Source organism: Chitinophaga sp. 22308, from assembly GCF_052045305.1.
In the GTDB taxonomy this organism is placed as follows: domain Bacteria; phylum Bacteroidota; class Bacteroidia; order Chitinophagales; family Chitinophagaceae; genus Chitinophaga; species Chitinophaga varians_A.
This window is the reverse complement of the sequence record NZ_JBQEOP010000001.1, coordinates 1457380-1481581: the sequence shown is the minus strand read 5'-3', so window position 1 is coordinate 1481581 and position 24202 is coordinate 1457380. Positions and strand designations below refer to the sequence as shown.

General features: G+C 52.1%; 16 protein-coding genes. 7 read left to right on the top strand and 9 right to left on the bottom strand.

The annotated features are described in order from the left end of the window. Positions 1-118 precede the first annotated feature (118 nt). The 4 genes from ACTJJS_RS06255 to ACTJJS_RS06240 all read left to right on the top strand — a co-directional run bounded on the left by ACTJJS_RS06255 (position 119) and on the right by ACTJJS_RS06240 (position 9127). The gene (locus tag ACTJJS_RS06255; RefSeq protein ID WP_440662894.1) at positions 119-3397 is read left to right on the top strand and encodes a SusC/RagA family TonB-linked outer membrane protein; all 3279 of its coding nucleotides are present in this window, start codon (positions 119-121) and stop codon (positions 3395-3397) included. Positions 3398-3425: 28 nt separating this feature from the next. Continuing rightward, positions 3426-5063, top strand: coding sequence for a SusD/RagB family nutrient-binding outer membrane lipoprotein (locus ACTJJS_RS06250; RefSeq protein ID WP_343746929.1), 1638 nt, complete (start codon positions 3426-3428; stop codon positions 5061-5063). A 237-nt stretch (positions 5064-5300) separates the two neighbouring features. Further along, positions 5301-6248 carry an endo-beta-N-acetylglucosaminidase H gene (locus tag ACTJJS_RS06245; RefSeq protein WP_440662893.1) on the top strand — a complete coding sequence of 316 codons (948 nt, stop codon included), beginning with the start codon at positions 5301-5303 and terminating at the stop codon, positions 6246-6248. Positions 6249-6913: 665 nt separating this feature from the next. Next, the gene (locus ACTJJS_RS06240) at positions 6914-9127 is read left to right on the top strand and encodes a glycosyl hydrolase family 8 (RefSeq protein WP_440662892.1); all 2214 of its coding nucleotides are present in this window, start codon (positions 6914-6916) and stop codon (positions 9125-9127) included. A gap of 128 nt (positions 9128-9255) precedes the next feature. On the opposite strand, the gene ACTJJS_RS06235 is transcribed toward ACTJJS_RS06240, so the two are convergent. Further along, positions 9256-9666 (bottom strand): PQQ-dependent sugar dehydrogenase, encoded by a 411-nt coding sequence (locus ACTJJS_RS06235; RefSeq protein ID WP_440662891.1) that lies wholly within the window; start codon positions 9664-9666, stop codon positions 9256-9258. 198 nt (positions 9667-9864) lie between these two features. On the opposite strand from ACTJJS_RS06235, the gene ACTJJS_RS06230 reads away from it, so the two are divergent. After that, positions 9865-10272, top strand: coding sequence for a response regulator (locus ACTJJS_RS06230; RefSeq protein WP_168868820.1), 408 nt, complete (start codon positions 9865-9867; stop codon positions 10270-10272). On the opposite strand, the gene ACTJJS_RS06225 is transcribed toward ACTJJS_RS06230, so the two are convergent. The 4 genes from ACTJJS_RS06225 to ACTJJS_RS06210 form a co-directional block, all read right to left on the bottom strand. Beyond that, positions 10265-10759 carry a DUF421 domain-containing protein gene (locus ACTJJS_RS06225; protein ID WP_440662890.1) on the bottom strand — a complete coding sequence of 165 codons (495 nt, stop codon included), beginning with the start codon at positions 10757-10759 and terminating at the stop codon, positions 10265-10267. The two genes, ACTJJS_RS06230 and ACTJJS_RS06225, sit on opposite strands and share 8 nt — an antisense overlap. Before the next feature lies 1 nt (position 10760). After that, positions 10761-11234 carry an inorganic diphosphatase gene (locus ACTJJS_RS06220; RefSeq protein ID WP_168868822.1) on the bottom strand — a complete coding sequence of 158 codons (474 nt, stop codon included), beginning with the start codon at positions 11232-11234 and terminating at the stop codon, positions 10761-10763. A 97-nt stretch (positions 11235-11331) separates the two neighbouring features. Continuing rightward, a complete protein-coding gene (locus ACTJJS_RS06215; RefSeq protein WP_440662889.1) occupies positions 11332-15546 on the bottom strand; it encodes a PAS domain S-box protein in 4215 nt (1404 codons plus the stop codon). Positions 15547-15605: 59 nt separating this feature from the next. Then, complete coding sequence (locus tag ACTJJS_RS06210; RefSeq protein ID WP_168868824.1) at positions 15606-16817, bottom strand: MFS transporter; 1212 nt, start codon at positions 16815-16817, stop codon at positions 15606-15608. 271 nt (positions 16818-17088) lie between these two features. On the opposite strand from ACTJJS_RS06210, the gene ACTJJS_RS06205 reads away from it, so the two are divergent. Together ACTJJS_RS06205 and ACTJJS_RS06200 are read left to right on the top strand one after the other, a co-directional pair. Beyond that, positions 17089-18288 carry a sensor histidine kinase gene (locus ACTJJS_RS06205; protein ID WP_440662888.1) on the top strand — a complete coding sequence of 400 codons (1200 nt, stop codon included), beginning with the start codon at positions 17089-17091 and terminating at the stop codon, positions 18286-18288. A gap of 235 nt (positions 18289-18523) precedes the next feature. Continuing rightward, complete coding sequence (locus tag ACTJJS_RS06200; protein WP_343746924.1) at positions 18524-20116, top strand: ABC-F family ATP-binding cassette domain-containing protein; 1593 nt, start codon at positions 18524-18526, stop codon at positions 20114-20116. 4 nt (positions 20117-20120) lie between these two features. On the opposite strand, the gene ACTJJS_RS06195 is transcribed toward ACTJJS_RS06200, so the two are convergent. The 4 genes from ACTJJS_RS06195 to ACTJJS_RS06180 are packed head-to-tail and all read right to left on the bottom strand — an operon-like array spanning position 20121 to position 24193. Beyond that, the gene (locus tag ACTJJS_RS06195; protein ID WP_440662887.1) at positions 20121-21308 is read right to left on the bottom strand and encodes a M20 metallopeptidase family protein; all 1188 of its coding nucleotides are present in this window, start codon (positions 21306-21308) and stop codon (positions 20121-20123) included. Next, positions 21301-22356, bottom strand: a complete 1056-nt coding sequence (locus ACTJJS_RS06190) for a dihydrodipicolinate synthase family protein (RefSeq protein WP_440662886.1) — start codon at positions 22354-22356, stop codon at positions 21301-21303. Before ACTJJS_RS06190 ends, ACTJJS_RS06195 begins: the two co-directional genes overlap by 8 nt. Before the next feature lie 29 nt (positions 22357-22385). Next, positions 22386-23405, bottom strand: coding sequence for an NAD-dependent epimerase/dehydratase family protein (locus ACTJJS_RS06185; protein ID WP_440662885.1), 1020 nt, complete (start codon positions 23403-23405; stop codon positions 22386-22388). Then, on the bottom strand, positions 23402-24193 hold the full coding sequence (locus tag ACTJJS_RS06180) for a glucosamine-6-phosphate deaminase (protein ID WP_440662884.1): 792 nt from the start codon (positions 24191-24193) through the stop codon (positions 23402-23404). Before ACTJJS_RS06180 ends, ACTJJS_RS06185 begins: the two co-directional genes overlap by 4 nt. Positions 24194-24202 lie beyond the last annotated feature (9 nt).

Sequence of the window (24202 nt, the reverse complement as noted above, 5' to 3'; positions counted from 1 at the left end):
TCACGAGACAATTAGAAACTGATTATTTAAAAGCCACGAACACAAAAGTATGCAACAACTTACTACTGGCAAAGCCTGCCGCCCGGCCCGGCCTTTGCTCCGAAAATTTCTGTTGGTTATGAAATTAACTGCCACCCTTCTATTGGCTGTCACCCTTCACCTCAGTGCTAAATCGTTTTCCCAAACGGTCACCCTGAAAGGTAAAAGACTTGCCCTGTACGACGTGTTCAATAACATCAGCAAACAAACCGGTTACGAGTTTGTCTATGATGAAAAGCTACTGCAAGGCTCCGGCCCTGTCAATATGAATGTCAGCAACGCCCCGCTCACAGACGTGCTCGACAAATGCCTGAAAGGCAAACCGCTGGAATACGCGATCGTGAACAAGATCATCGTCATCAGCCCGAAGCCCGTACCCGAAACAGTGCTGCAGGCAGCGCCCATCAAAGGCACTGTTACCGGTGCTGACGGTAAACCGTTGTTCAACATCAGCATACAGGTGAAAGGCACTACCCGCGGCGCCATCACCAATGAACAGGGCGGTTTCTCCATTCAGGCAGGGCCGAAAGATGTGCTGGTATTCAGCTCCATCGGCTATGAAACTAAAGAAATCACGGTAGGCAGCAACACCAGCCTGTCAGTAGTGCTCAGCGCCTCCAATACCCAGCTGACCGGCGTCATGGTAACAGCTCTCGGCATCAAACGCTCCGAGAAAGCCATTACCTATGCCATGCAGCAGATAAGCGGCGGAGAGCTCACCAAAGCCAAAGACCCTAACCTCATCAATACCCTCAACGGTAAAGTGGCCGGTCTTTCCATCTCCCCCAGCGCCTCCGGCGTAGGCGGTTCCGCTAAAGTGGTGCTGCGCGGTAGCAAATCCGGTATCGGCAGCAATCAGGCACTGTATGTGATTGACGGGGTGCCCATGAACAACAGCCTCACCAATCAGCCTACCAGCGTTTATGGCGGCAGCAACGCCTACGATGGCGGCGACCCTATCTCTAATATGAACCCGGAAGACATCGAAAGCATCTCCGTGCTGAAAGGCGCTTCAGCAGCTGCACTTTACGGTAGCCAGGGCGCCAACGGCGTAATCATGATCACCACCAAAAGCGGTAAATCCGGTAAGGTGCAGATCAATTTCTCTTCCGGCGTAAACCTCGCACAGGCAGCCTACAAACCGGAATTCCAGAACAACTATGGTCCTGCTAATGCCGCCTCTCCACAAAGCTGGGGCGCCAAACTCAACAGTCCCGCAGCCAACAATATGTCATCCTTCTTCCAAACAGGTCAGACCTACACCAATTCCATCAGCCTGTCTGCCGGCACGGAACAACTTCAGACTTATTTCTCTTTTGCCAATACAGCCGCCACCGGTATTGAGCCCGGCAATAAACTGGGCCGCAATAATATCAACTTCAAAGAAACAGGTCACTTCCTGAACAATAAACTCACTGTTGAAGCGGACGTGAATTATGTCACTCAAAAGATTGACAACACGCCACTCTCAGGCTTTTACTTAAATCCACTGACCGGTTTATATCTCTTTCCCCGCGGTCAGGACATCCGGCCTTTCAAAGACCAGTTTGCGATACCCGACCCCTCCCGCAACTTCCTGCCTGTACAGAATTGGACCTACCTGGAAGATATCCAGCAGAACCCCTGGTGGATCACCAACCGCAACCCCAACTCACTGAACAGGAACCGCCTGCTGCTCAATGCCAATGTGAAATATGAAATCAATTCCTGGCTCAGCGTGCAGGCCCGCGGTAGCATTGATCGTATCAACGACGTATATGAACAGAAAATGTACGCCGGCACTTACAAAGTGTTGTCTCCCGCCAATGGCGTGTACAACTACAATAACGCCACTACTACCCAGCAATATGGAGACCTGTTACTGAATTTTAATATTCCGATCAATAAAGACTTCCGCCTTACCGGTTTGGTAGGGGGCGCGCTACGGGACCTGAAAACTTCCGGTGTGAAATTTAACTCCGCACAAGACGGCCTGAAAATCGCCAATGTATTCGTCATACAAAACTTCAACACACTGAATCCGCTCAATTCCGGAACACTGCCGGAAAACCACGGACAATATCAGTCTCTCTTCGGTAGCGCCAACCTTTCCTTTAAAGAAATGGCCTACCTGGATTTCACCACCCGTAACGACTGGGCCTCCAACCTGTCTTATACCCCCAGCAACAACTACTTCTATCCCTCCGTTGGTCTCAACCTGATCCTGAGCCAGATGATGGAGATGCCTAAAGCGATCAGCTTCCTGAAAGTAAGAGGTTCGTATGCAGAAGTAGGCAGCTCACCCGATCCCTACAAAAGCCATCCTGCTGATAACATCTTTGGCGTGGGTAGTGCTTCCGCCAATGTTCAAACACCTTTCACAGACCTGAGACCGGAGAAAACCAAATCGCTGGAATTTGGTATGGAATGGCGGTTCTTCGATAACAGGCTGACTGCAGATGTTACCTATTACAAAACCAACAGCCATAACCAGACATTAAGCATCGAGGCGCCATGGGCTTCAGGCAACCAGACCTTTTACTTCAATGCCGGCAATATCCAGAACAAAGGCATCGAAGCAATATTCCGCTATGATGTGTTCCGCGGTGGTAAATTCCAGTGGAATACCGGTATCAACTACTCCGTCAATGACAACCGTATTGTGGAACTGGCAGAAACCAATCCGGAGTTTGTGCTGAGCGGCGCTTCCGGCGCCAACTTCGTGTCCAAGTTCAAAGTCGGTGGTTCCTTCGGCGATATTTATGGTACCGTGTTACAACGCGATGAACAAGGACGTGTCAAAATAGATGATAAAGGTTCGCCGATCAAACAAGGCGGCGATTTTGTATACCTGGGCAATGCCAATCCGAAATGGCAGCTGGGCTGGAACAACAATCTCTCTTACGGCGATTTCACGCTGTCTTTCCTGATAGATGGTAAATTCGGCGGCCAGGTAATGTCCGTGACACAGTCAGTGATGGACCAGTACGGCGTGTCCAAAGCCACCGGCGATGCACGCGATGCAGGAGGCGTAGCGGTGAATGGCGTCGGTCCTGACCAGAAAGCCGTTACCAGCGTAGATCCGCAGAAATGGTACAGCACCATTGGCGGCCGCGAAGCCGTGTCCGGCGAATACATGTACAGCGCCACCGTGGTACGCCTGCGTGAACTGTCGCTCGGCTACACCGTTCCGGTAAAAAACAGCTGGATGAAAGCGCTGCGTTTCTCCCTCACCGGCCGTAACCTGATCTACTTCTACAAAAAAGCACCATACGATCCGGAAATGACCATGTCTACCGCCAACGGCCTGTCCGGTGTAGACATCTTCATGCCGCCGGCCACCCGCAACTACGGCCTGACGCTGAACGCCACTTTCTAATCTATGCTTCCACCGTAAAACTGAAAACATGAAACGTATCAATATATTTTCCGGCAAATACCGCCTCCCGGCCATCGCAGCAGGACTGCTGCTGGCGATGAGCGCCTGCACCAAAAACTTTGAACTGTACAATACGGACAACACCGGTATTCCCAACGGTATGCTGGAAGCAGACTTCTATAACCTCAGTTACCTGAAGACTGCCACCATGGCTATCTACAACTTCTCCGGTGGTGGCGATCCCAACTCTTTCCAGTTACAACAAAACCTGAACGCCGACTGCTTCTCCGGCTACATGGCCTCTGCCACGCCTTTCAATGGCGGCAGGAATAACCTGAGTTATTTTATGATGACCGGCTGGAACGGTGAAACCTTTAAAGCCGGATATCTGAGCGTGATGGGGCAACTGGCCAAACTGCGCCAGTCCAATATCCCGAAAGATTTCCCGGCTGTATGGGCCGTGGCACAGATCGTGCAGGTGACCGCCATGAGCCGCGTAACTGATGTGTATGGCCCTATTCCCTACAGCAAGGCCGGCACCAGTAAAACCAGCATCGAGTATGACAGCCAGCAGGACGTATACGCCCGCTTCTTCAAAGAGCTGGACACTGCCAATACCACGCTCCGCGATTTTATTGCCAGCGGTAAAACGCTGCCCTTTAAATTCGGTGACTTTGACCTGGTATACAATGCCAACTTTACCAAATGGCTGCAGTTCAGCAATTCGCTTCGCTTACGTTTAGCCATGCATGTTATCAAGGCTGACCCGGCGCTCGCCAAAGCTGAAGCAGAGAAAGCCCTGGACCCTGCCAAAGGCGGCGTGATCACCAGCAACGACGGTAACATGACAGTAAGGATTCCCGGCGCCGGCTATACGAACCCGCTGATATTTATTGCCAAGAACTGGAACGATATCCAGATCAACGCGTCTTTACAATGTTACCTGACAGGCTACAAAGATCCACGCCTCAGCAAGTACATGTCGAAGTCTACCGACGCCGCTATCCCTGCACAATACATCGGTATCCGCCTGGGCAGCGTCACCAGCGCTAACGCCAAGAGCGATTATGTGGGCTACTCTGCCATCAACTATACGGGCGACGATGCATTTACCCTCAATACCCCGGTACAGCTGATGACCGCTGCGGAAGTGTATTTCCTCCGGGCAGAAGCAGCACTGAACAATTTCGCCAATGCCGGCGGTACCGTGCAAACGCTGTATGAGCAGGGCATCAATACCTCCCTCGATCAGTGGCATGCAGCTGATGCCAATTACATCAACAACAGCGTGAACACGCCGGACAAATACATAGACCCGAAAAATGCGCTGAACAACATCGACACGCCCACGCATATTACCGTGAAGTGGGTGGAAACCGCTACCCCGGCAGAAAAACAGGAACGTATCAGCACCCAGAAATGGCTGGCCATGTTCCCTGAAGGACAGGAAGCGTGGACAGAGTTCCGCCGTACAGGGTATCCCAAACTGTTCCCGGTAGCCAACAACAACAGCGGTGGCACCATCAGCTCCACCCTGCAGGTGAGAAGACTCCCCTTCCCACAGAATGAATATAACACCAACAATGCAGCTGTCACCAAAGCCATCGGTTTACTCAGCAAGCCGGAAGATAACGGCGGCACCCCGCTCTGGTGGGACAAACGATGACGTGATAGCGACGTGGTAATGATATCGCAGGATAACAGTGTAGTTTGGTCATGATGTAATCATCATCGTACACTCTAAAAATTTGATGCTCCTGATGAGCAAAGCGCAGTCATACAAAAAAGCATTTTCTGCTTAGCGCCCGGCTTGTTCCGCGCCATCCCCGTAAATGATCCGCGCAGCTCACTGCTCATCAGGAGCATCAGTTATCATCATATCAATCACCGTTAAAATTTACGTATGAAAAAACAATTCCGCGTATGGTCATCCATGCTGATGCTGACCTCCTGTTCAACCCTTCTGTTCATGGCATCCTGTAAAAAAGACGGGGCCGTACCCAACAATCAGCAAACCAAAACTGGACCCACGGTGGAAACCGTCACTAAAGCAGGTGGTAAATCTGTCTGCTATGTAGAAGTCAACAGCAACAGCCTGCTCAATACCGGTAAGTATACCCTTACCACCGGCGGGCAGCAACTGTTTGACATTGCCATCATTTTTGCAGCGAACATCAATTACAACACCACCACCGGCAAGGCCGTACTGTACAACAACCCGAACGTGACCAATGTACTGGTCAACAAAGCCACACAGATCGTCCCGCTGCAAAACAAAGGCATGAAAGTATTATTATCTATCCTTGGAAACCATCAGGGCGCCGGCTTCTGTAACTTCACCAGCCGTGCAGCTGCCAAAGCATTCGCCCAGCAGTTGGCCGATACCGCCAACTACTACGGCCTGGATGGTATTGATTTCGACGATGAATATGCCGACTATGGCAACAATGGCCTGCCGCAACCCAATGACAGCTCATTTGTAATGCTCCTCGATGAGCTGCGGAAACTGATGCCGACCAAGATCATCTCGTTTTATTACTATGGTCCGGCAGCTTCCCGTCTTTCCTGGGGCGGAAAAAAGGCAGGTGATTTTGTCAACTACAGCTGGAACGCCATCTATGGCTCGTATTCCGTGCCTAATGTGGCCGGTCTGCCCAAGTCCAACCTCGGTCCTGCTGCGGTAGATATTCAGGCTACCAGTCAAAGCACAGCTAATTCGCTGGCCACACAAACCAAAAACAATGGTTACGGCGTGTACCTGTGGTACAATCTTACCAGTACCGATAAACATGTGTATTTCTCCGGTGTGTCCAACATCCTTTATGGCAGCAGCGTAACCTATACGCCCTGATGCCCTGTTTACAATTGTCTTGAGGAAACGGGCTGACTATTTTTGGTCAGCCCTGTTTTATGCCGGCTGGCCACCTAAAAAAATTTTCTCTCTAACCCTGTCATTATCAATCCCATCCATCCGGAGGGTTTATTATTTCCGTCTGTCACTTGACAAATTCAAAAAAAATCACTTATCTTAACATTATAGTGCAATCGATTGATTGAAGTAAACAGACTATAGGCGGGACTATTACACGGAAAAAGATAACCATTTATGAAAACGATTGCATTATAGCAGCACTGTAAGCACAAAAAGGAGAACACAGCAGCAGCCCGGCCAAACCCGACGAAGACCCTCTTGTAGCGGAGCAACAACGAAACACAAACAAAAATACCAGGTAATACAGCCACCTACAACGATATAAAACACTGTACCAGCGCGGAAACTATGACAAGACGGAAACAGTACCCAGATATCGCCTGTAATCACCTGAAAAATATACAATAATGAAAACGGAGACAACGCCTGCAACCAGGCGATGCCCCACTGTACCGAAACGGAGATGATGTAATGGAAACCTGTAACCAGACGGAAACCACTGTGCCCGGACACTTTTAACGGAAACAAACTATGTAGCATACCAACATCTTTTCTTTAATCACTCACCCCTAAAACAAACCCTTATGACCAAACATTTATTGTTTTTGTTGGCCGGTCTGTTGAACGTAGCCGGTTTTTGCGCGCAGGCACAAAACAAGCCTTTCCCGCAAGCCATCAGCTATCCTAACTGTATCAAGCCCAACAACGTTACCCAGGCTGCCATGAACGCCAGCGTGGCCAGTTATTACGATTACTGGAAAGCCACCTATCTGAAGAACAATCTTACTTCATTGCCGGGCGGCTACTATGTAAAAGGCGAAATCACCGGTAACCCGGACGGCTACAAAGCACTGGGCTCTTCAGAAGGACAAGGCTATGGCATGGTGATCGTAGTCCTGATGGCCGGCCATGACCCCAACGCACAAACGATTTTTAATGGCCTGTTCAAGACCGCACGGGCATTTCACAGCTCGGAAAACCCCAAGCTGATGGGCTGGGTGGTGGCCGATGCCGCCAGCGCGCAGGGACATTTCGGCTCCGCCACCGATGGCGACATCGATATCGCCTATGCACTGATCCTGGCACACTACCAGTGGGGCTCCAACGGCGCCATCAACTACCTCGCAGAAGCCAAAGACATGATCAACAACGGACTGAAAGTAAGTTATGTGACGACCAACAAACGCCTCAGTCTCAGCGATTCCGATTCCAAATCCACATACGACACCCGTCCGTCTGACTGGATGATGGACCACATGCGGGCCTTCTACCAGGAAACTGGCGACGCCACCTGGACTTCCGTGATCAACAACCTCTATAGCGTATACTCCCAATTCTCCGCCACTTATTCCTCCACCACCGGCCTCATCTCTGATTTCGTGGTGAAAAATCCACCAGAACCGGCCCCTCAGAATTTCCTGGACGAGTACCCGGAAACCAACGAATACAACTACAACGCCTGCCGCGTACCCCTCCGCATTGTGATGGACTACGCCATGTACGGCAACAGCAACGCACTGACCATCACCAACAAAATGGTGAACTGGGTGAAAACAAAAACCAACAACAATCCCACTGCTATCGTAGACGGTTACAAACTGAACGGCAGCAACCGTGGTTCCGGCCAGGAAGCCGTATTCATCGGGCCTTTCGTGGCCGCTTCCGTGGTGAGCAGCAACAACCAGGCTTTCCTCAACGCCGGCTGGAACTGGTTAAAATCCGCCAAAAGCGGCTATTACAGTGACTCTTACGGGCTTCTTTGCCAACTCTTCATCTCCGGCAACTGGTGGATACCCGGCAACTCCGGCCCTGTTAACCAATCGCCTACCGTGAGCATCACCGCACCGGCTAACAATACCGCCTATACGGCGCCGGCCAGTGTAACCATCAACGCTGATGCTGCCGACAGCGACGGCACCGTGAAAAAAGTGGAGTTCTTCAACGGCAGCACCAAACTGGGCGAAGACACTACCAGTCCCTACTCCTACACCTGGAACAATGTGGCCGCCGGTAGCTATGCTCTTACCGCCAAAGCCACTGATAACGGCAACAACAGCACCACCTCCGCCACCGTTAACATCACCGTGGCCGCCACGCCCGGTTGCAACCCGGTAGAAGCCAGCGGCGACGATGGCAACGTGGCCGCCAATGTACTAGACAATGATTTTAACACCCGCTGGTCTGCCAGTGGTGAACAGTATATACAATTCTGCCTCGGCACCGCACAAACCGTTACCGGCGTAGACATCGCCTTCTATAAAGGCGACAGCCGAAAAGCGAAATTCGATATCCTCGTTAGCAGCAACGGCACCAGCTGGACCACCGTAGCGGCCAACAAAGTCAGCAGCGGCACCTCCACTGCCTTCGAATCCTTTAATTTCACCGCAGTAACGGCCAAGTATGTACGAATTGCAGGACATGGCAATGATGTCAACGCATGGAACAGTTACACCGAAGTGAAAGTTAAAACGCAGGCCGCACTGGCAGCCACTTCTGCGGCTATCTTCAACCCCGTGAACGATGCGCCGTCAAAAGCCGGCAAGCTTAACGTGGACGCCTACCCTGTTCCTTTCCGGGAAGACCTGCATGTTACCTATACGCTGGATAAAGCCGGCGTCGCCAGCCTGATTGTATACAACCTCGCCGGTCAGCCGGTAGCGGTACTGGTTAACGGGCAGCAGTCCGCCGGCACTCACCAGGCCGTTTTCCATGGCGGCCGCCAACCCGGTGGTGTGTATATCATCAAACTGGTACAGGACAATAATATAGCGGTTAAAAGGATTGTGAAAGAACAATAAGTCCATTTAAGGATTTTTTGATTTTCCGGATGATAAAAAAGCGAAGACCAAAGCAAGTAATTAATCGCTTTGGTCTTCGCTTTTATTCGCAAAATCAAAAAATCGCAAAATCAAAAAACCCCTAAATATCAATGGTGGTGTATCCGCCAGATCACATTGCTGACATCATCCGTAATCAGTAAATCGCCATCGGCCAGCATGGCGATCCCTACCGGGCGGCCGTGTACCTCACTTTGGGTCTGATTTGCCACAAAACCGGTCAGAAAATCTTCCGGGGGGCCCGCAGGACGGCCGTTTTGGAAAGGAACAAAGACTACTTTATAACCGGAGATAACAGAGCGGTTCCAGGAGCCATGCTGCGTAATAAACGCGCCATGATGGTATTTTGACGGAAATGATTTGCCCCGGTAAAACAATAGGCCCAGCGAGGCGGTATGAGAGCCCAGCGGCACATCCGGCGTTATCACCGGCTGCCTGGGCGCCACGTGACAGGCCGTCCAGAACAACGACCACAACAACAAACGGTGAGTGATCTTCATAAGATAACTATTTACAGGATTCCTGATTATCCTTGCAAATAAAACTCCAATCGGCTTTAGCTGTCACAACAATATATTACGTATATTATTATTTGATTTTATCTATTAAATGACCGATATTTATAACCCTATGAAAATATCAAACTGAGAAATTTAGATTGGAATTTTTCACTTGTAAACCTGATTTAACCATATAACATGAAGCCACACACCCTCCTGGTCATCGATGATGACGCTGATGACAGGATTTTTTTCAGTGAAGCCATCAAGAAAGTCTCGCCCGATGTGGAGACCCACTACTGCGAAAGCGGTATCCAGGCCATTGATATGCTCTTTACCAGAAAAATTGTCGATCCGGATTATATATTCCTGGACATGAACATGCCGATGATGAACGGCAAGGAGTGTTTGCGGGAACTGGGGAAACTCATTCACCGAAGCATTACCAAAGTAGTGGTCCTCAGTACTTCCGATATGGTGGAAGATGTACAGGAATCCATGGCGCTGGGCGCCCGCCTGTTTGTCACCAAGCCGGATTCTTTTGATGCCCTCTGTCGTATTTTAAAAGATGTGCTGGAAGAAAAATGGCACAAGTGTTTTAAGTAGACTTCTTCAGCAGGAAACTGATTCTTCCGTTCGTTTCCATATACGCCTTCTCTATCTTTTCCAGTGAGTCTTGTTTCGTCTCCAGTCTGAGACTTTCCATCAGGTCCGATTTACTTAACGCTGCTACTTTCATATTATCCCAGTGCATCTGGCCATTCTCATACAGCAGCAGGCGTTTTCCTTTTATTATATCGTTAACGGCGTCATTGGCGGCGCATGACCATGCCATGATACGATTGATGACGACCATGGTGGCGGATGCCGCCACCGTGGACCAGAAAGGTGATGCCCCAATGACTCCCCTGGCGAGAATAGCGCCCATCATAATGATAATGATCGTATCAAACGGAGAACGTTTGCCAAAGATCCGCATGCCTCCCAGCCGGATCAGGAGGAAGGCAATAAAAAACATACAGACGGCGCGGACAGACATCTGCAAAAGGTCCAGTTTCTCTCCGTCGCCCCACAAGACAACAGCGATATCCATATCAAACGAATTTTATCTGCTCATAGGCCGGGGCCGCGTCCAGATAGCCGGCCGGTTTAAACAGCCTGCCTTCCAGTCCGTGGTAGGCCACAAAAAAGCTCTCCAATTCCCGCACCAGTTTATCCGGCACCACGTCCACTTCCTTGTAGACCCTTGACAAAAACGGCACGGCAATATACCGGTCCATCCGTACCTGCGCCCCGTCGGGCTCATACACAACGGCCTTAATGGCGCCGATTAACCGGCATTTAATCATACAACCGGTAAAAGTTTTGAATTCGGACAATACCATCACGTTCAGCGGGTTTCCATCTTCTGCCCTGGTGCCGGGAATGAAGCCCATGTCAAACGGGAACATCATGCCGGCGGGCAATGCCTCGCTTAAAACAAAGAAGCGTGACACCGGATCAAAATCATATTTTTCACTGCTCCCTTTGGGTGTTTCAATCACCACATGCAGCTCTTTTATAATCATGTATTCGCAATTAACCTGGTCAACGATAAAAGAGATAAATAGGCGGACAGCTGCATCGATCAAAAAAAGTACCAATCGAAGGAGGCCGGGTTAACATTTACATGGCAGGCAAAACAACGTTAAAAACGGCGCCCTCGCCCGGAATGCCAAATGCGCGGATACACCCCTTGTGGTTAAGGGCGATCTTGTTGCACAACGCCAGCCCGATACCGGTGCCTTCATAAGTGGTACGGTTGTTCAGGCGCTGGAAAATCTGAAAGATCTTATCTTCATACACCTGGTTAAAACCAATACCATTGTCTTTTACAGAGATCTCATAATAGCTGCGGCTGCTGTCCAGTTCAGGATAAACGGCAAAGTCCTCCGGCGTCAGCAATCGTGCGCTGACGCGTATTTCCGGGGCACGGTCTTCTGCGGTGAACTTTAATGCATTACCGAGCAGGTTGTACAGCAGCTGGTTCATCTGTAACGGCACCGCGGTTATAACGGGCAACGGATCAATCGTCACTGTAGCGTTTTTCTGCCCTATCGCCACTTCAAAATCATTGATCACATGTGTCATCACCTCATGAAGGTCGGTGGGCACAAAAGGATCATCCGTACGGTTTAGACGGGAGAAATTCAGCAGGTCATGTATCAGCTGTGACATACGCCGGGCGCTGATCATCATCTTTTCCACGTACAATTTGCCGGTATCGCTTAACATGCCCTGTGTGGAATCACTGAGCAGACCGGCGAACGTATGAATTTTCCGCAGCGGCTCCTGCAGATCATGACTGGTCACAAATGCAAACTGCTCCAGCTCCTTATTGGATTTTTCGAGATAATAGTTGGCTTCTGTGAGTTCGAGCGTACGCTGGGCCACGATCGCCTCCATTTCCTGCGCCACCTGCATGTAACGCGCTTCGCTTTCCTGGAGGGCGGAGAAAAGTTTTCGCTGTTCGGTGATATCCCGCGCTATCTTAGATGCCCCAACAATACGTCCCTGTGCGTCTTTCAGGGGAGATACCGTCAGGGAGATGTCCAGCAGGCGGCCATCTTTTGTTTTGCGTTGGGTTTCGAAGTGGTCAACAACCAGTCCTTTCCTGAGCCGGTTTATAATTTCTGTTTCTTCCTCTGCACGGTCTTCCGGTATCAGGATCATGATCGATTGTCCTATGGCCTCCTGGCTGGTATAACCAAAAAGTTTTTCTGCGCCGGGGTTCCAGCTGGTAATGATGCCATCGAGCGTTTTACTGACAATGGCGTCGTCGGAGCCTTCCACGATGGCGGCCAGGCGTGCCATATGTATTTCTGCGGCCCTCAGGTCGGTGATATCGATCAGCATATTAACGGCGCCGGTTATACGTCCCTGCTCATCGAAAACGGGGTCAGGGTAGGGCTGCACATGTCTGCGGGTGCCGTCAGGTCTTTCCACGATGATTTCTGCCCCGCGGATAGCCTCTCCTGTCTGCAATACCCGGGCCATCGGACAAGTGTCCAGTGGTACCGGCGTAATGCCATCGATATCAAAAATTTTCCAGGAGCCGCACCACATGTCTTTTCCGACAACAGGTGCACGGCCCCATAATTCCACGGCGGCTTCATTATACCACAGTATGCGGCCGTCCGCATCGCAGGTATATATTGCTGCCGGCAGGCCTTGCAGCAGATGACGGTAGTACCGTTCGCTGCTTTCCACCCGCCGCAGGGCATCTACTGTTTCCGTCACGTCCACCGCCACCATCATGATGCCGGTAATGCCTCCGTTATAATCCCGCACGGGGTGCAGCACATAATTAAAATATTGTTTGACGTGACTACGCTGACGGATAAACGTTAATTCCTGTGCTTTGCCTTCATAGGGTTTACCGGTATGCAGCACTTTGTCCAGTATTTCACGGTACCCGTTGGTGTTCAGCGCTGGCACGATGTCCAGCAATGACCTGCCCACCATTTCTGTTTCTTCCATGCCTACTGTTTCGAGATAACGGTTGTTGGCCAGTTCCACGATATGGTCCGGCCCCTGCAATAGCAGAATGGCTACGGGCGCCTGCCTGAACAGGTCGCGCAGTTGGCTGGCCACATAGTTGCGGGCTTTTGCCGTATTGATATTCGCATCTACCCTCGACATCAGTTCACGGGAAGAAAAGGGTTTGGCCAGGTAATCGTCGGCACCGGCGCCCAGGCCTTCCACCGTCGCTTCTTCGCCGGCCCTGGCAGACAACAGCAGTACCGGCAGGTGCATGGTGGCCGGGTTTTGTTTCAGTAGTTTCACCAGTGCAAAACCATCTATCAGCGGCATCATCACATCGCTGATCACCAGATCGGCAGGACGGCGGGCAATGGCTTCCAGCGCGGCGGCTCCGTCGCCTACGGCTACTACTTCATAACGGTCGCCCAGCAGTTTTTTAATATACTCCCGCATGTCCGCATTGTCATCGGCCAGCAGGATATATGGCTTGCCTTCTTCGTTACCTGCCGGCTTAAAGGAGGTGGTGCCATCCCACCGGGAAGCTTCTTCCACAAAGGCATGCCGGCTGTCGAGACCTCCATGGCCCGTTGCGTCATGTTTTACTTTGTCTGCCGGAAGATGGGCATATCCCAGCGGTATACTGACGGAGAAGATGGACCCTGCGCCTTCCTGGCTGCTGACGGTGATATGCCCACCATGCAGCCGTACCAGCTCATGCACCAGTGACAGGCCAATACCGGTACCTTCCTGGCTTCGGCCGTTTTTGTTATATACGCGGTGGAAACGTTGGAAAAGATTGGGCAGTTCAGCAAACGGAATACCTACGCCGGTATCTTCCACTATCAGCACCATACAATCGGTATGTTCCCGCAGGCTGATGGTGATCTGTCCTTCCAGCGTATATTTAAATGCATTGGAAACGAGGTTCAGTACTATTTTCTCCCACATGTCCCTGTCCACATACACTGGTTGTGAAAAGTGGTCGTAGTCTGTCACCAGCGTGACACCGGCTTTACGGATGGCCGGCTCGAAATTGCTCACCAGGTCACGGACAAATGAGGCCATGTCTACGGGGCAATAATTTGCGTGTATTTTACCGGCTTCGATACTGGAAAAATCCAGCAGGGAATTCACCAGCTTCAGCAGGCGCCTTGTGTTGCGTTGCGCCAGTTGCAGTTCTTCCACCATACCGTCAGGCAACTGGTCTCCCCGGTCCAGCATATCTTCCAGCGGGCCTAACATCAGGGACAACGGCGTTCTGAATTCATGGCTGATGTTACTGAAGAAAATAGTTTTGGCGCGGTCTATTTCCAGCAAGGCATTGACCCGTTGTTGTTCTTCTTCATACGCCCTGGTAGCTGCAATGGCGCTCCCGATCTGATCGGCCACCATCCGGAAAAACGCCAGGTATTTTTCATCAGGTTGCCGGTGTGGGTTCAGACCAATGATCAATACACCATAAGGCGCACCCGAATTGCTGTCCAGCACGGGTACTACCAACGCTTTGTCGGGCGATAATTTCCAGGCGCCGGACGGCAGTGGCCCTGCTTTACTCCGGAGCTGGTCTGTCAACACCGGCTTATGGCTTTGCAGCACCTCGGCCAGCGGCCATACCAATGTGTCGTTGTGTACGCCCGTTTCTGCCGGGAAGAAATTTTCCGGCAGGTCATTAGCTGTATAACGATTGAGATACTCCGGCTCATTATCGAGCACATAAAAACAAGCAAAAGGGAAATCGTATTCATTTTCCTTTAAAGCCAGGAGGCTGTTGGTATATACGTCCCGTACCTGTTTATTGTTCAGGTTGAACCGTGCGAGGTCCTTCAGCGTGCGCATCTGACGGGCAGATATGATACGCTCTGTATCGTCGGTGTTGGCGCACAGGATACCTCCGGGCTCGCCATCGTCACCGGGAATCGGGCTGTATGAAAACGTATAGTAGGTCTCTTCCGGATAGCCGTTGCGCTCCATGATCAGCAGCAGGGCTTCATCGTAGGTGCCTTCGTTGTCGCGCATGCACTGTTCCACACGGGGCTTGATCTGGTCCCAGATCTCCGACCATACCATACGGGCCGGCTGGCCGAGGCTGGCCGGATGTTTGCCGCCGACAATAGCACGGTAAGCATCATTATAAAAATTGAGCAGTTCAGGTCCCCACCATACAAACATGGGTTGACTGGAAGTGAGGATGATCCTTAAACAGGTTTTCAAGCTTTGAGGCCATCCATCTACCGCGCCTATCGAAGTTTGCTCCCAGGGATAGTTTCTGATGAGGGCGCCGGTTTCACCACCACCGGCAAGAAAGGGATACCTGTCTGCATTAACTGTATCAACAATGGCCATCAGCGATATTTTCATTTAAATCCGCTATAAATATAAGGATTTAAACGTTCCGGCTAACACGAAATGGTTACGGATCAAGCCGCCACGGCCTTTTTCAGGGACAGGCGCCATAGTCCTACCGCACAGATGATACAAACAACGATCAGTATGGACCACAACATAACAAAGCCCCAACGTTCCGCTACCAGCGCGCCGCCACCCGGTCCTATCACCTGGGCCACCGACCAGGTCAGCGCATATGCCGCTGCATAACGTCCTCTGTTCGTGTCATTGGAGCGGCCCATGATCACCGCGTTGATAAAAGGAAACGCCATCATCTCCCCGACGGTAAAAAACACTACCCCCAGAAAAGCAAATATGACCGGCACCACGGGCGGCACCAGGAAAAACAGGTAACCAACCGCTGTTACCACCACACCGCCCACAATATAGTACAGCGATGATTTGCGGCTCTCCCATCGTCTTACCAGCACCATTTCAAACAAAGCGATGATTACGCCGTTCACCCCCAGCAACAGTCCTATCAACGACTCGTTCATATGCCAGTCGTTTTTCCAGTAGATCGGCACCAGACGGAAAATAAGCCCGAAAGAGGCGGTATAGATGGTGACCCAGATCAGGAAACGGAACAGGAAAGGATCTTTCCAGATGGGAAGCTCGCCGGTAACATGACTGACAGTGGCGGTGCGCGGCGCTCCTTTGTAGGCCGGCAATAAAAAGGTGATCAACAGTCCCACTAAAATATATACGCCCCCTTCTACCCAGAACAACAGGTGATAGTTGATGGCCGCCAGGATACCACCGATAGAGCTGCCCAATGCCCAGCCAAGGTTCATCGCAAAGCGGTTGAGCGAATAGGAACGGGTCAGGTTCTCCGGTTTGGAATAGGCGGCAATGGCTGCCCCGTTGGCAGGTCTGAAGGCTTCCGCCACAAAGCTCAGTACGACCGTCATCACACAGAGGACGGAAAAATGAGTGATATAACCAAAGGTGATGAACAACAGGCCACCGGCAATGGAGGTAAAAATCTGAACGGCCCGGAAACCCAGTTTATCAATGAAGTAGCCGCTTGCCAGCGATCCCAGTACAGCACCGACCCCAAATAAGGTTATAATAAGGCCCGCGTCGGCAATGTCGCGGTGCAGGTTCTTCGTCAGATAGATGCTCAGAAACGGCGCCACCATGGTACCCGTACGGTTAATCAATATCACCAGGCTCAGTAGCCAGGTTTCCCTGCTCAGTCCACTAAATGAAGACCGGTAGGTCTGCGTAATCTTTGCTAACATTCTCCTTTCTTGGTTTCTTTAAATGATTCGCTGAACCCTTTTTTAAAATATGGTACGCTTTTTAGTAAGTAAATTTCACATTAAGCTGCTATTTTTAATTAGTCCAGTTTGGAGATTTGAGGTAGACCAATTCTTTCCTGCTATTTATTTTTAGCTTTGCCACATGCCACCGTCTATGAGAATTGACTTTAAAAAGCAACTGCAAGAGAAACTATTATACCTTGTTGGCCCACCGGAACAAGTAACCCTGGAAAATCGCATTTTCAACTCTATGTGCCTGATCGCAATGGCAGTAAGCGTTGTACAGATGCCGTTCAATTATTTCACCGGCCTCAAAATGACCGGATATATTTTCGGACTGCTGCTGGTGGCATTGGCAGGCCTGTATTACCTCTCGCGTTTTAAAGACCGTTCCGCGCTCAGTATAGCCATTTCCGTTGTACTGGTCAATTTGTTGTTTGCCTGGATTTATTTTGTGAGCTCCGGCATCTCCGGGGCCAGCCTGATGACCTTCACGCTCACCTTCTTTCTGGTGATGATTGTGGCGCCCCGCGGACAATACGTGCTATGGCTGACCTTCAACCTGTTGCTGGTGACAGCCGTTATTCTTATCGAGTACTATCATCCTGAACTGGTGCCTAATATGTACCCGGACCGGGAATCGAAGATAGTGGACCTCTCTGCTACTTATATCACCAGTGTGCTGGTGATATTTTTCGGTACCATCTACCTGAAAAATGCGTATAACAGCGAAAAACAACAAAGAGAAGAAAAAACAAGGGTGCTGGAAGTGCTGAACACAGAGAAGAACAAACTGTTTTCCATCATCTCCCACGATCTGCGCAGCCCGATGGCCTCCATCCAATCTTATCTTGAACTGATGAAAGACATACAGCTGCCGCCTGAGCAGAAGTTGCAGCTGGAAGCAGAACTGCTGATGATGGTCAATAATACGCAGGACATGCTGTACAACATGCTGTTGTGGTCCAAGAGCCAGTTGCAGGGACTCACCGTACACCTGGCGCCGGTGAATGTTCACAAAGCCGTGATGCCGGTGCTGGACATACACGCTACATTTATCACCAACAAGCGGCTGCACCTCACCACTGATATTGATAAAAATATCATGGCCATGGCCGACCTCAATATGCTGCAGCTCATCGTCCGCAACCTCGTGGGCAACGCCATCAAATTCACTGCGCCCGGCGGACAGATCACGCTGGACGCCCGTCAGGAAAACCAGCATTGCCTGATCACCATCCGTGACACCGGCACCGGCATAGACCCTAAGCGGGTACCGGAAATCTTTTCGCTGAAAGCCCGCTCCACCTTCGGCACCGGCAACGAAAAAGGCATCGGGCTGGGCCTTTATCTCTGCAGCGAATACACTGCAGCCCAACATGGCCGCCTATGGTTCCAGAACAATCCGGACAAGGGCTGTTCGTTTTTTCTGTCATTTCCTTTGGCCTGATCCGGGAAAATCGTATCTTTGCCCCATCATGTGAGAATTACCCACGCACATATAATCTTCTGTTCCGCTCCGGAACCTTGCGCCTAGCAAGCATTTCATCATATTTTTTATTTTCTGGCTTAAACAAATCGCACGGCATGCCCGGTGATTATTCGTACATCTAAATTTAAACCCATGAAACAAGTAGCACACACAGCCGCCCGGAACCTTAATGTTTACACGACAAACAAAACGCATGCTACTCACCGCACAACACCTCCATTTTCAACTGCCGCCCAACAGGGTATTATTTGACGACCTGCATTTCACACTGGACAAAAACGAACATGCCGCTATCACCGGCGACAACGGCGCCGGTAAATCCACCCTGCTGAAAATACTGGCAGGCCAGCTGGCGCCGCAAAGCGGAACGATTGTGCGGAGTGCGCCCCTCTATTATGTGCCACAGCATTTCGGACAGTTCAACGACCGTACCGTGGCCCAGGTACTGGGCATCGACGCCAAAATTCACGCGCTCCAGGCCATCCTGGCCGGTGATACGCAGGAAGCCCATTTCGACGCCCTGGGCGACGACTGGGACATCATGGAACGATGCGAACAATTGTTCGCCCGCTGGGACATCGCCCATATTCCGCTGACAGCGCCCTTCTCGCAGCTCAGTGGCGGAGAAAAGACAAGGGCCTTCCTCGCCGGCAGCGATCTGACCGCACCAGCGGCCATCCTGCTGGACGAGCCCACCAATCACCTTGACAAAACCGCACGGTCACAGCTATACGAATGGGTGGCCCGCAGCAGCAAATCCCTGCTCGTGGTAAGTCACGACCGGCAACTGCTGGAACTGTGCAACCCTATCTGGGAGTTGTCCAATGCACGCCTGCAGGTGTATGGCGGCAACTACGCTTTTTATGAAAAGAAAAAAGCGGAAGAAACAGCCGCCCTGCAACAACAAATCGCCCATGCGGAGAAATCCCTGAAAGAGGCGCGGGCAGCACAACAGCAGGCTGCTGAAAGGCAGCAGCGCGAAAATGCGCGCGGGCAGAAAAGCCGCGCCGAAGGGAATATTCCCAAAATCCTGATGAACGGCCGCAGGGACCAGGCTGCCAAAACCACTGCCCGCACCCAGGAGGTGCACGCAGAAAAAGTAGCAGGCCTGCAAGCCACGCTGGACGCAGCTTCTGCCAACGACCAGGTGGCACGTATCATGAAAGGGCATTTTGCCACGCCTCCCGGCCATAAAGGCAAAATACTGGTACAGGCCGAAGCACTTAATTATGCCTGGGCCGATGGCGCGCCACTATGGCCGCAACCACTCGATTTCATCATCAAAAGCGGCGACCGGCTGGCCATTTCAGGTAACAACGGCAGCGGTAAATCTACGCTCATAAAACTCATTACCGGCCAGCTGCCGCCCCAACAGGGACGCCTATACGTAGCACCGTTCAGCAGCCTGGTGCTGGACCAGGACTACAGCAGTATAGACCGCAGTAAAACCGTACGGCAGCAAGCCGCCGCCAACAATGACATCAAAGTGGACGAAGGTAAACTCAATACCATGCTGGTGCGGTTTCTCTTTGGCCCCGATGACTGGGACAAACCCTGCAGCGCGCTAAGCGGCGGAGAAACACTCAGGCTGGCGCTGTGCTGTATGACGCTCCGGAGCCAGTCGCCCGATATGATCATCCTGGACGAACCGACCAACAACCTGGACCTGACCAACATCCAGATGCTGACACAGATATTCGCCGCGTACCAGGGCACGCTGGTCGTGGTATCGCACGACGCCCGCTTCCTGGAAGAAACGGGCGTCACGGAAACATTGCAATTATAATTTCTTAATTGCCCAGTGTTTTCAGGGCGAGGTAAGCCATCAGGCCCGCGCCGGTTTCCAACGCCTGCTCATCGGCATCAAAAGTGGCGGTGTGCAGGCCGGACACAATGCCGCGGGCCTCGTTGCGCACGCCGAGGCGGTAGAAACAGGCATCCGCCTGCTGGGAGTAATAGGCAAAATCTTCCGCCGCCATCCAGATATCAAGGTCCACTACATTATCCGCGCCGAGGAACTCTTCCGCATAGGTGCGGGTAATGTCGGTTAATTTTTCATTGTTGATCAGCACCGGGTATCCCTGATGTATTTCAATATCGCAGGCTGCCTCCATGCCTTCGGCTATAGAGACGGCCATCTTTTTTATTTTGGCATGCGCTTCCCTTCTCCACTTCTCATCGAGAGAACGGAAAGTGCCTTCCAACCGCACTTCGTCCGGGATCACATTGGTGGCCCCGTTGGCCAGCATCTTGCCAAAAGAAAGCACAGATGGCAGCAACGGGTTCACACGACGGCTCACGATCTGCTGCAGGGCTATCACGATATGACAGGCCACCAGCACCGGGTCTATGCCCAGGTGCGGCATCGCGCCATGACCGCCTTTGCCTTTCACTGTAATAAAAATCTCGTCATTGCTGGCCATGTAACGGCCGCCTCTGAAGCCCACTTTGCCGGCAGGCAGTTCAGGCATGGTATGTTGCCCCAGTACATGATGCGGGCGCGGGTTTTCCAATACGCCTTCTTTGATCATCATGCTGGCGCCGCCGGGGATCAGCTCTTCCGCTGGCTGGAAGATGAGTTTCACGGTTCCCGCGAAATCGTCTTTCATCCTGCTGAGGATAGTGGCGGTGCCCAGTAACGATGACGTATGTACGTCGTGCCCGCAGGCATGCATTACACCGTCATGTTTGGACTTATAGGGCACATCGTTCAGTTCCCGGATGGGCAGGGCGTCGATATCCGCCCGCAGCGCCACCACCTGGCCATTTCCGGGCTTATTGCCTTGTAACAGGGCCACCAGACCGGTATTGGCTATTGGTTCAAAGGAAATGTCCAGCTCCTTCAGTTTGCCGGCGATAAAGGCAGCCGTGTTCACCTCCCTGTAGGACAGTTCCGGGTGCGCATGCAGATAGCGCCGGTTGGCGATCGTTTCTTCCTGGATATGGCCGGCCAGCTGCCGGATTTTTTCTTTAAGCATTGACGATATTTTTTTCCTTTTCAAGGAAAGCTTTTACGAAACCGTCGTCTGTCAGCTGCGGATAAGCGGCCGCCACACGGTCAATTTCTTCCAGCTGTCCCGGGGATAAAGTCTCCCTTTCATCCAGGCACCAGATGCCCTCCAGCAGGCCCTGTCGCCGCAATACCTCATGGATACCGGCGATGGAACCGTGGAAAGCGTTGGAAGGGTCAAACAGCGCCGCATTCATGTCGGTGACTGCTATCCCTTCTGTCAACAGTTTTCCTGCGCCCGAATAATCCTCAATGATACACTTTTTTATGCGATCGAAGAGCGGCACTACCTGGCTGGTCCAAACCGACCAGTGGCCCAGCAGTCCGCCCGCAAAACGTTTAGTCACCTCGCGGCCGTTGACTGTAAAGCGGTACGCCGTCAACAGGTCTGCCACAATATTATCATCGTTGCCGGTATACAGCGCAATATCATCGCAACGGGAGGAATGACAGACCGCCCTCACCACGTCGAGGGTTTGATACCGGTTGAACGGCGCCGTTTTAATGGCCTTCACGCCGGGGACCTCCACCAGCTGCTCCCAGAAACGATAGCTCAGGATACGGCCGCCCACAGAGGGCTGCAGGTAGAAGCCAAAAACCGGGATGATTTCCGATACTGTCCGCACATGGGCTATCAGCTCCCCTTCCGACAGATGGTTTAAACCGCCCAAACTTAATAAACCCAGATGGTAACCATATTTCAGTGCCGTCCGGGCTTCATCGGCCGCTTGTGCCGTAGGGCCGCAAAGACCGGCCACTTTGATAAAAGGGCGTGCCAGCTGCGCGGCGTCTATTTCTTCTGCCGCCAGTCGCAGCACGGTCTCATATAAACCTATTTTGGGATCGCGGATGGCAAACTGGGTCGTATGTACGCCCACCGCCACACCGCCAACGCCACTGGCGATATAATAACGGGTAAGCCGGCGCTGACGGCGTTCGTCGAGCTGCCTGTGCGGGTCCAGCGCCAGCGGGTGCGCCGGGATAACAGTGCCGCTGTATAATAAATCCGGTATCATGATGGGTTGATTGTAAAAGATGATGAAGATTAAAACTGCCCTTCCCTTTCCTGGAAGTGTGTAGCCTTGGAGATGGTGCGGCCGCCCTGTTGCAGCCACGCCGCGGTGAGGCCGATCATTTCCTTCAGCGATACTTTCGGATAGCCGAACAACCGGAAGCTCTCTGCAGCGTTGCTCAGCAAAGCGGTAGGTTGTTCTTCATTCACCAGGATAGGTTCTTTTCCGAGCAGCTTACCGAACTCTTTGGCTATCCATCGTACCGGCGCTGTTTCCGGGCCGGTGATGTTCAGCAGTTTTGCAGGCGCGGAGCAATGCGCGAATGCGCGTAAAGCCATTTCATTGGCATCGCCCTGCCAGATCACGTTCACATGGCCCATGCGCAGATCGATCGGTTTTTCGTCGCGTACCGATTTGGCTATTTCCAACAGTACGCCGTATTGCAGGTCGTTGGCATAGTTGAGCCGGTACACCAGCACAGGCGTATTGTATTTGTTGGAGAAATGCTGGAACACCCGTTCCCTGCCGAGGCACGACTGGCCGTACTCCCCTACCGGCGCGGGCGCCATGGATTCATCCGCGCCACCGTCCAGCACCGGTGTCAGCGGGTATACGTTACCGGTAGAATACACCACGATACGGGAGTGGCGGTATTTCTCCGCCACTCTTCCGGGAAGGTAGGCATTCATGGCCCAGGTAAAGGCCTCTTTGCCGGTGGTGCCGAATTTGGTACCGGCGAGGTACAATACGTTTTTTACGTCCGGCAGTGCGGCGAGGTCGTCTTCATTCAACAGATCGGCGGCAATGGTTTCGATACCGTCCTGTTCCAGCTGTTCTTTTAAACCCGGTTCTGTCAGGCGCGACACGCCGATGACCCTGCGGGGCACACCGGACTTGTCGATGGCCTGTTTGGCCAATTTCGCCAGGCTGGGACCGATTTTGCCGCCTACGCCCAGCAGGAGGATATCGCCATCCAGGGCCGCCATGGCCGCTACCAGTTCGTCTGATGGCTGCAGTAACGCTGCTACTGTTTCCTGTATGTTACCTGTCATATGGTTGGTTTTATGTTGAAAGATGATAGATCGGTATGCGCGGCACTGTCCCTGTCGAGATAGAGGACGGCCGCGGGATGTGTCCGTAACACAGAAGAAGGACATGCTTCCCGGACAGCGCCCTGTACGGTGTGTTGCACAGCCGTAGCTTTCTTTTCACCAGGCACCATGCAGAAGAGATAACGGCCACGCATCAACGCAGGAACGGTGAGCGTGAGGGCATAACGCGGCACCTCGGCTATCGTCGCAAAACAGCCGTCATTGACCTGTTGCCGGCGGCAGGCCTCATCCAGGTCCACCATCTTGACCAGCACAGGATCATTAAAATCAGCCACATGCGGGTCATTGAAGGCGATGTGGGCGTTTTCGCCGATGCCCATGTTCACTATGTCTGTCGGATATTGCTCCAGCAAGGCGGCGTAGCGGCGGCATTCGGCCACCGGGTCTGCCGCCTGTCCGTTGAGATAAAACACTTCCCGGAACGGAACTTTAGAAAAAATACGGTCCCGCAGAAAATTACCAAAACCCTGTGGGGCATCGGCCGGCAGGCCTGCATATTCGTCCATATGGAAAGCATTTACCCGTTGCCAGTCGATACCCGGTTGTACCGCCAGCGTTTCCAGGAATTCCTGCTGCGAAGGCGCTGCAGCAAAAATGATGTTGACCACAGGCTGCACTGCCAGCAAGCGGACAATGGCCGCTGCGGCTTGTTCAGCCGCGGCCGCACCCATGATCACGCGCGTGGGGTGTACCTGCACTTGTAACTTATCTGCAAAAAATTGAATCATGTTCACGCA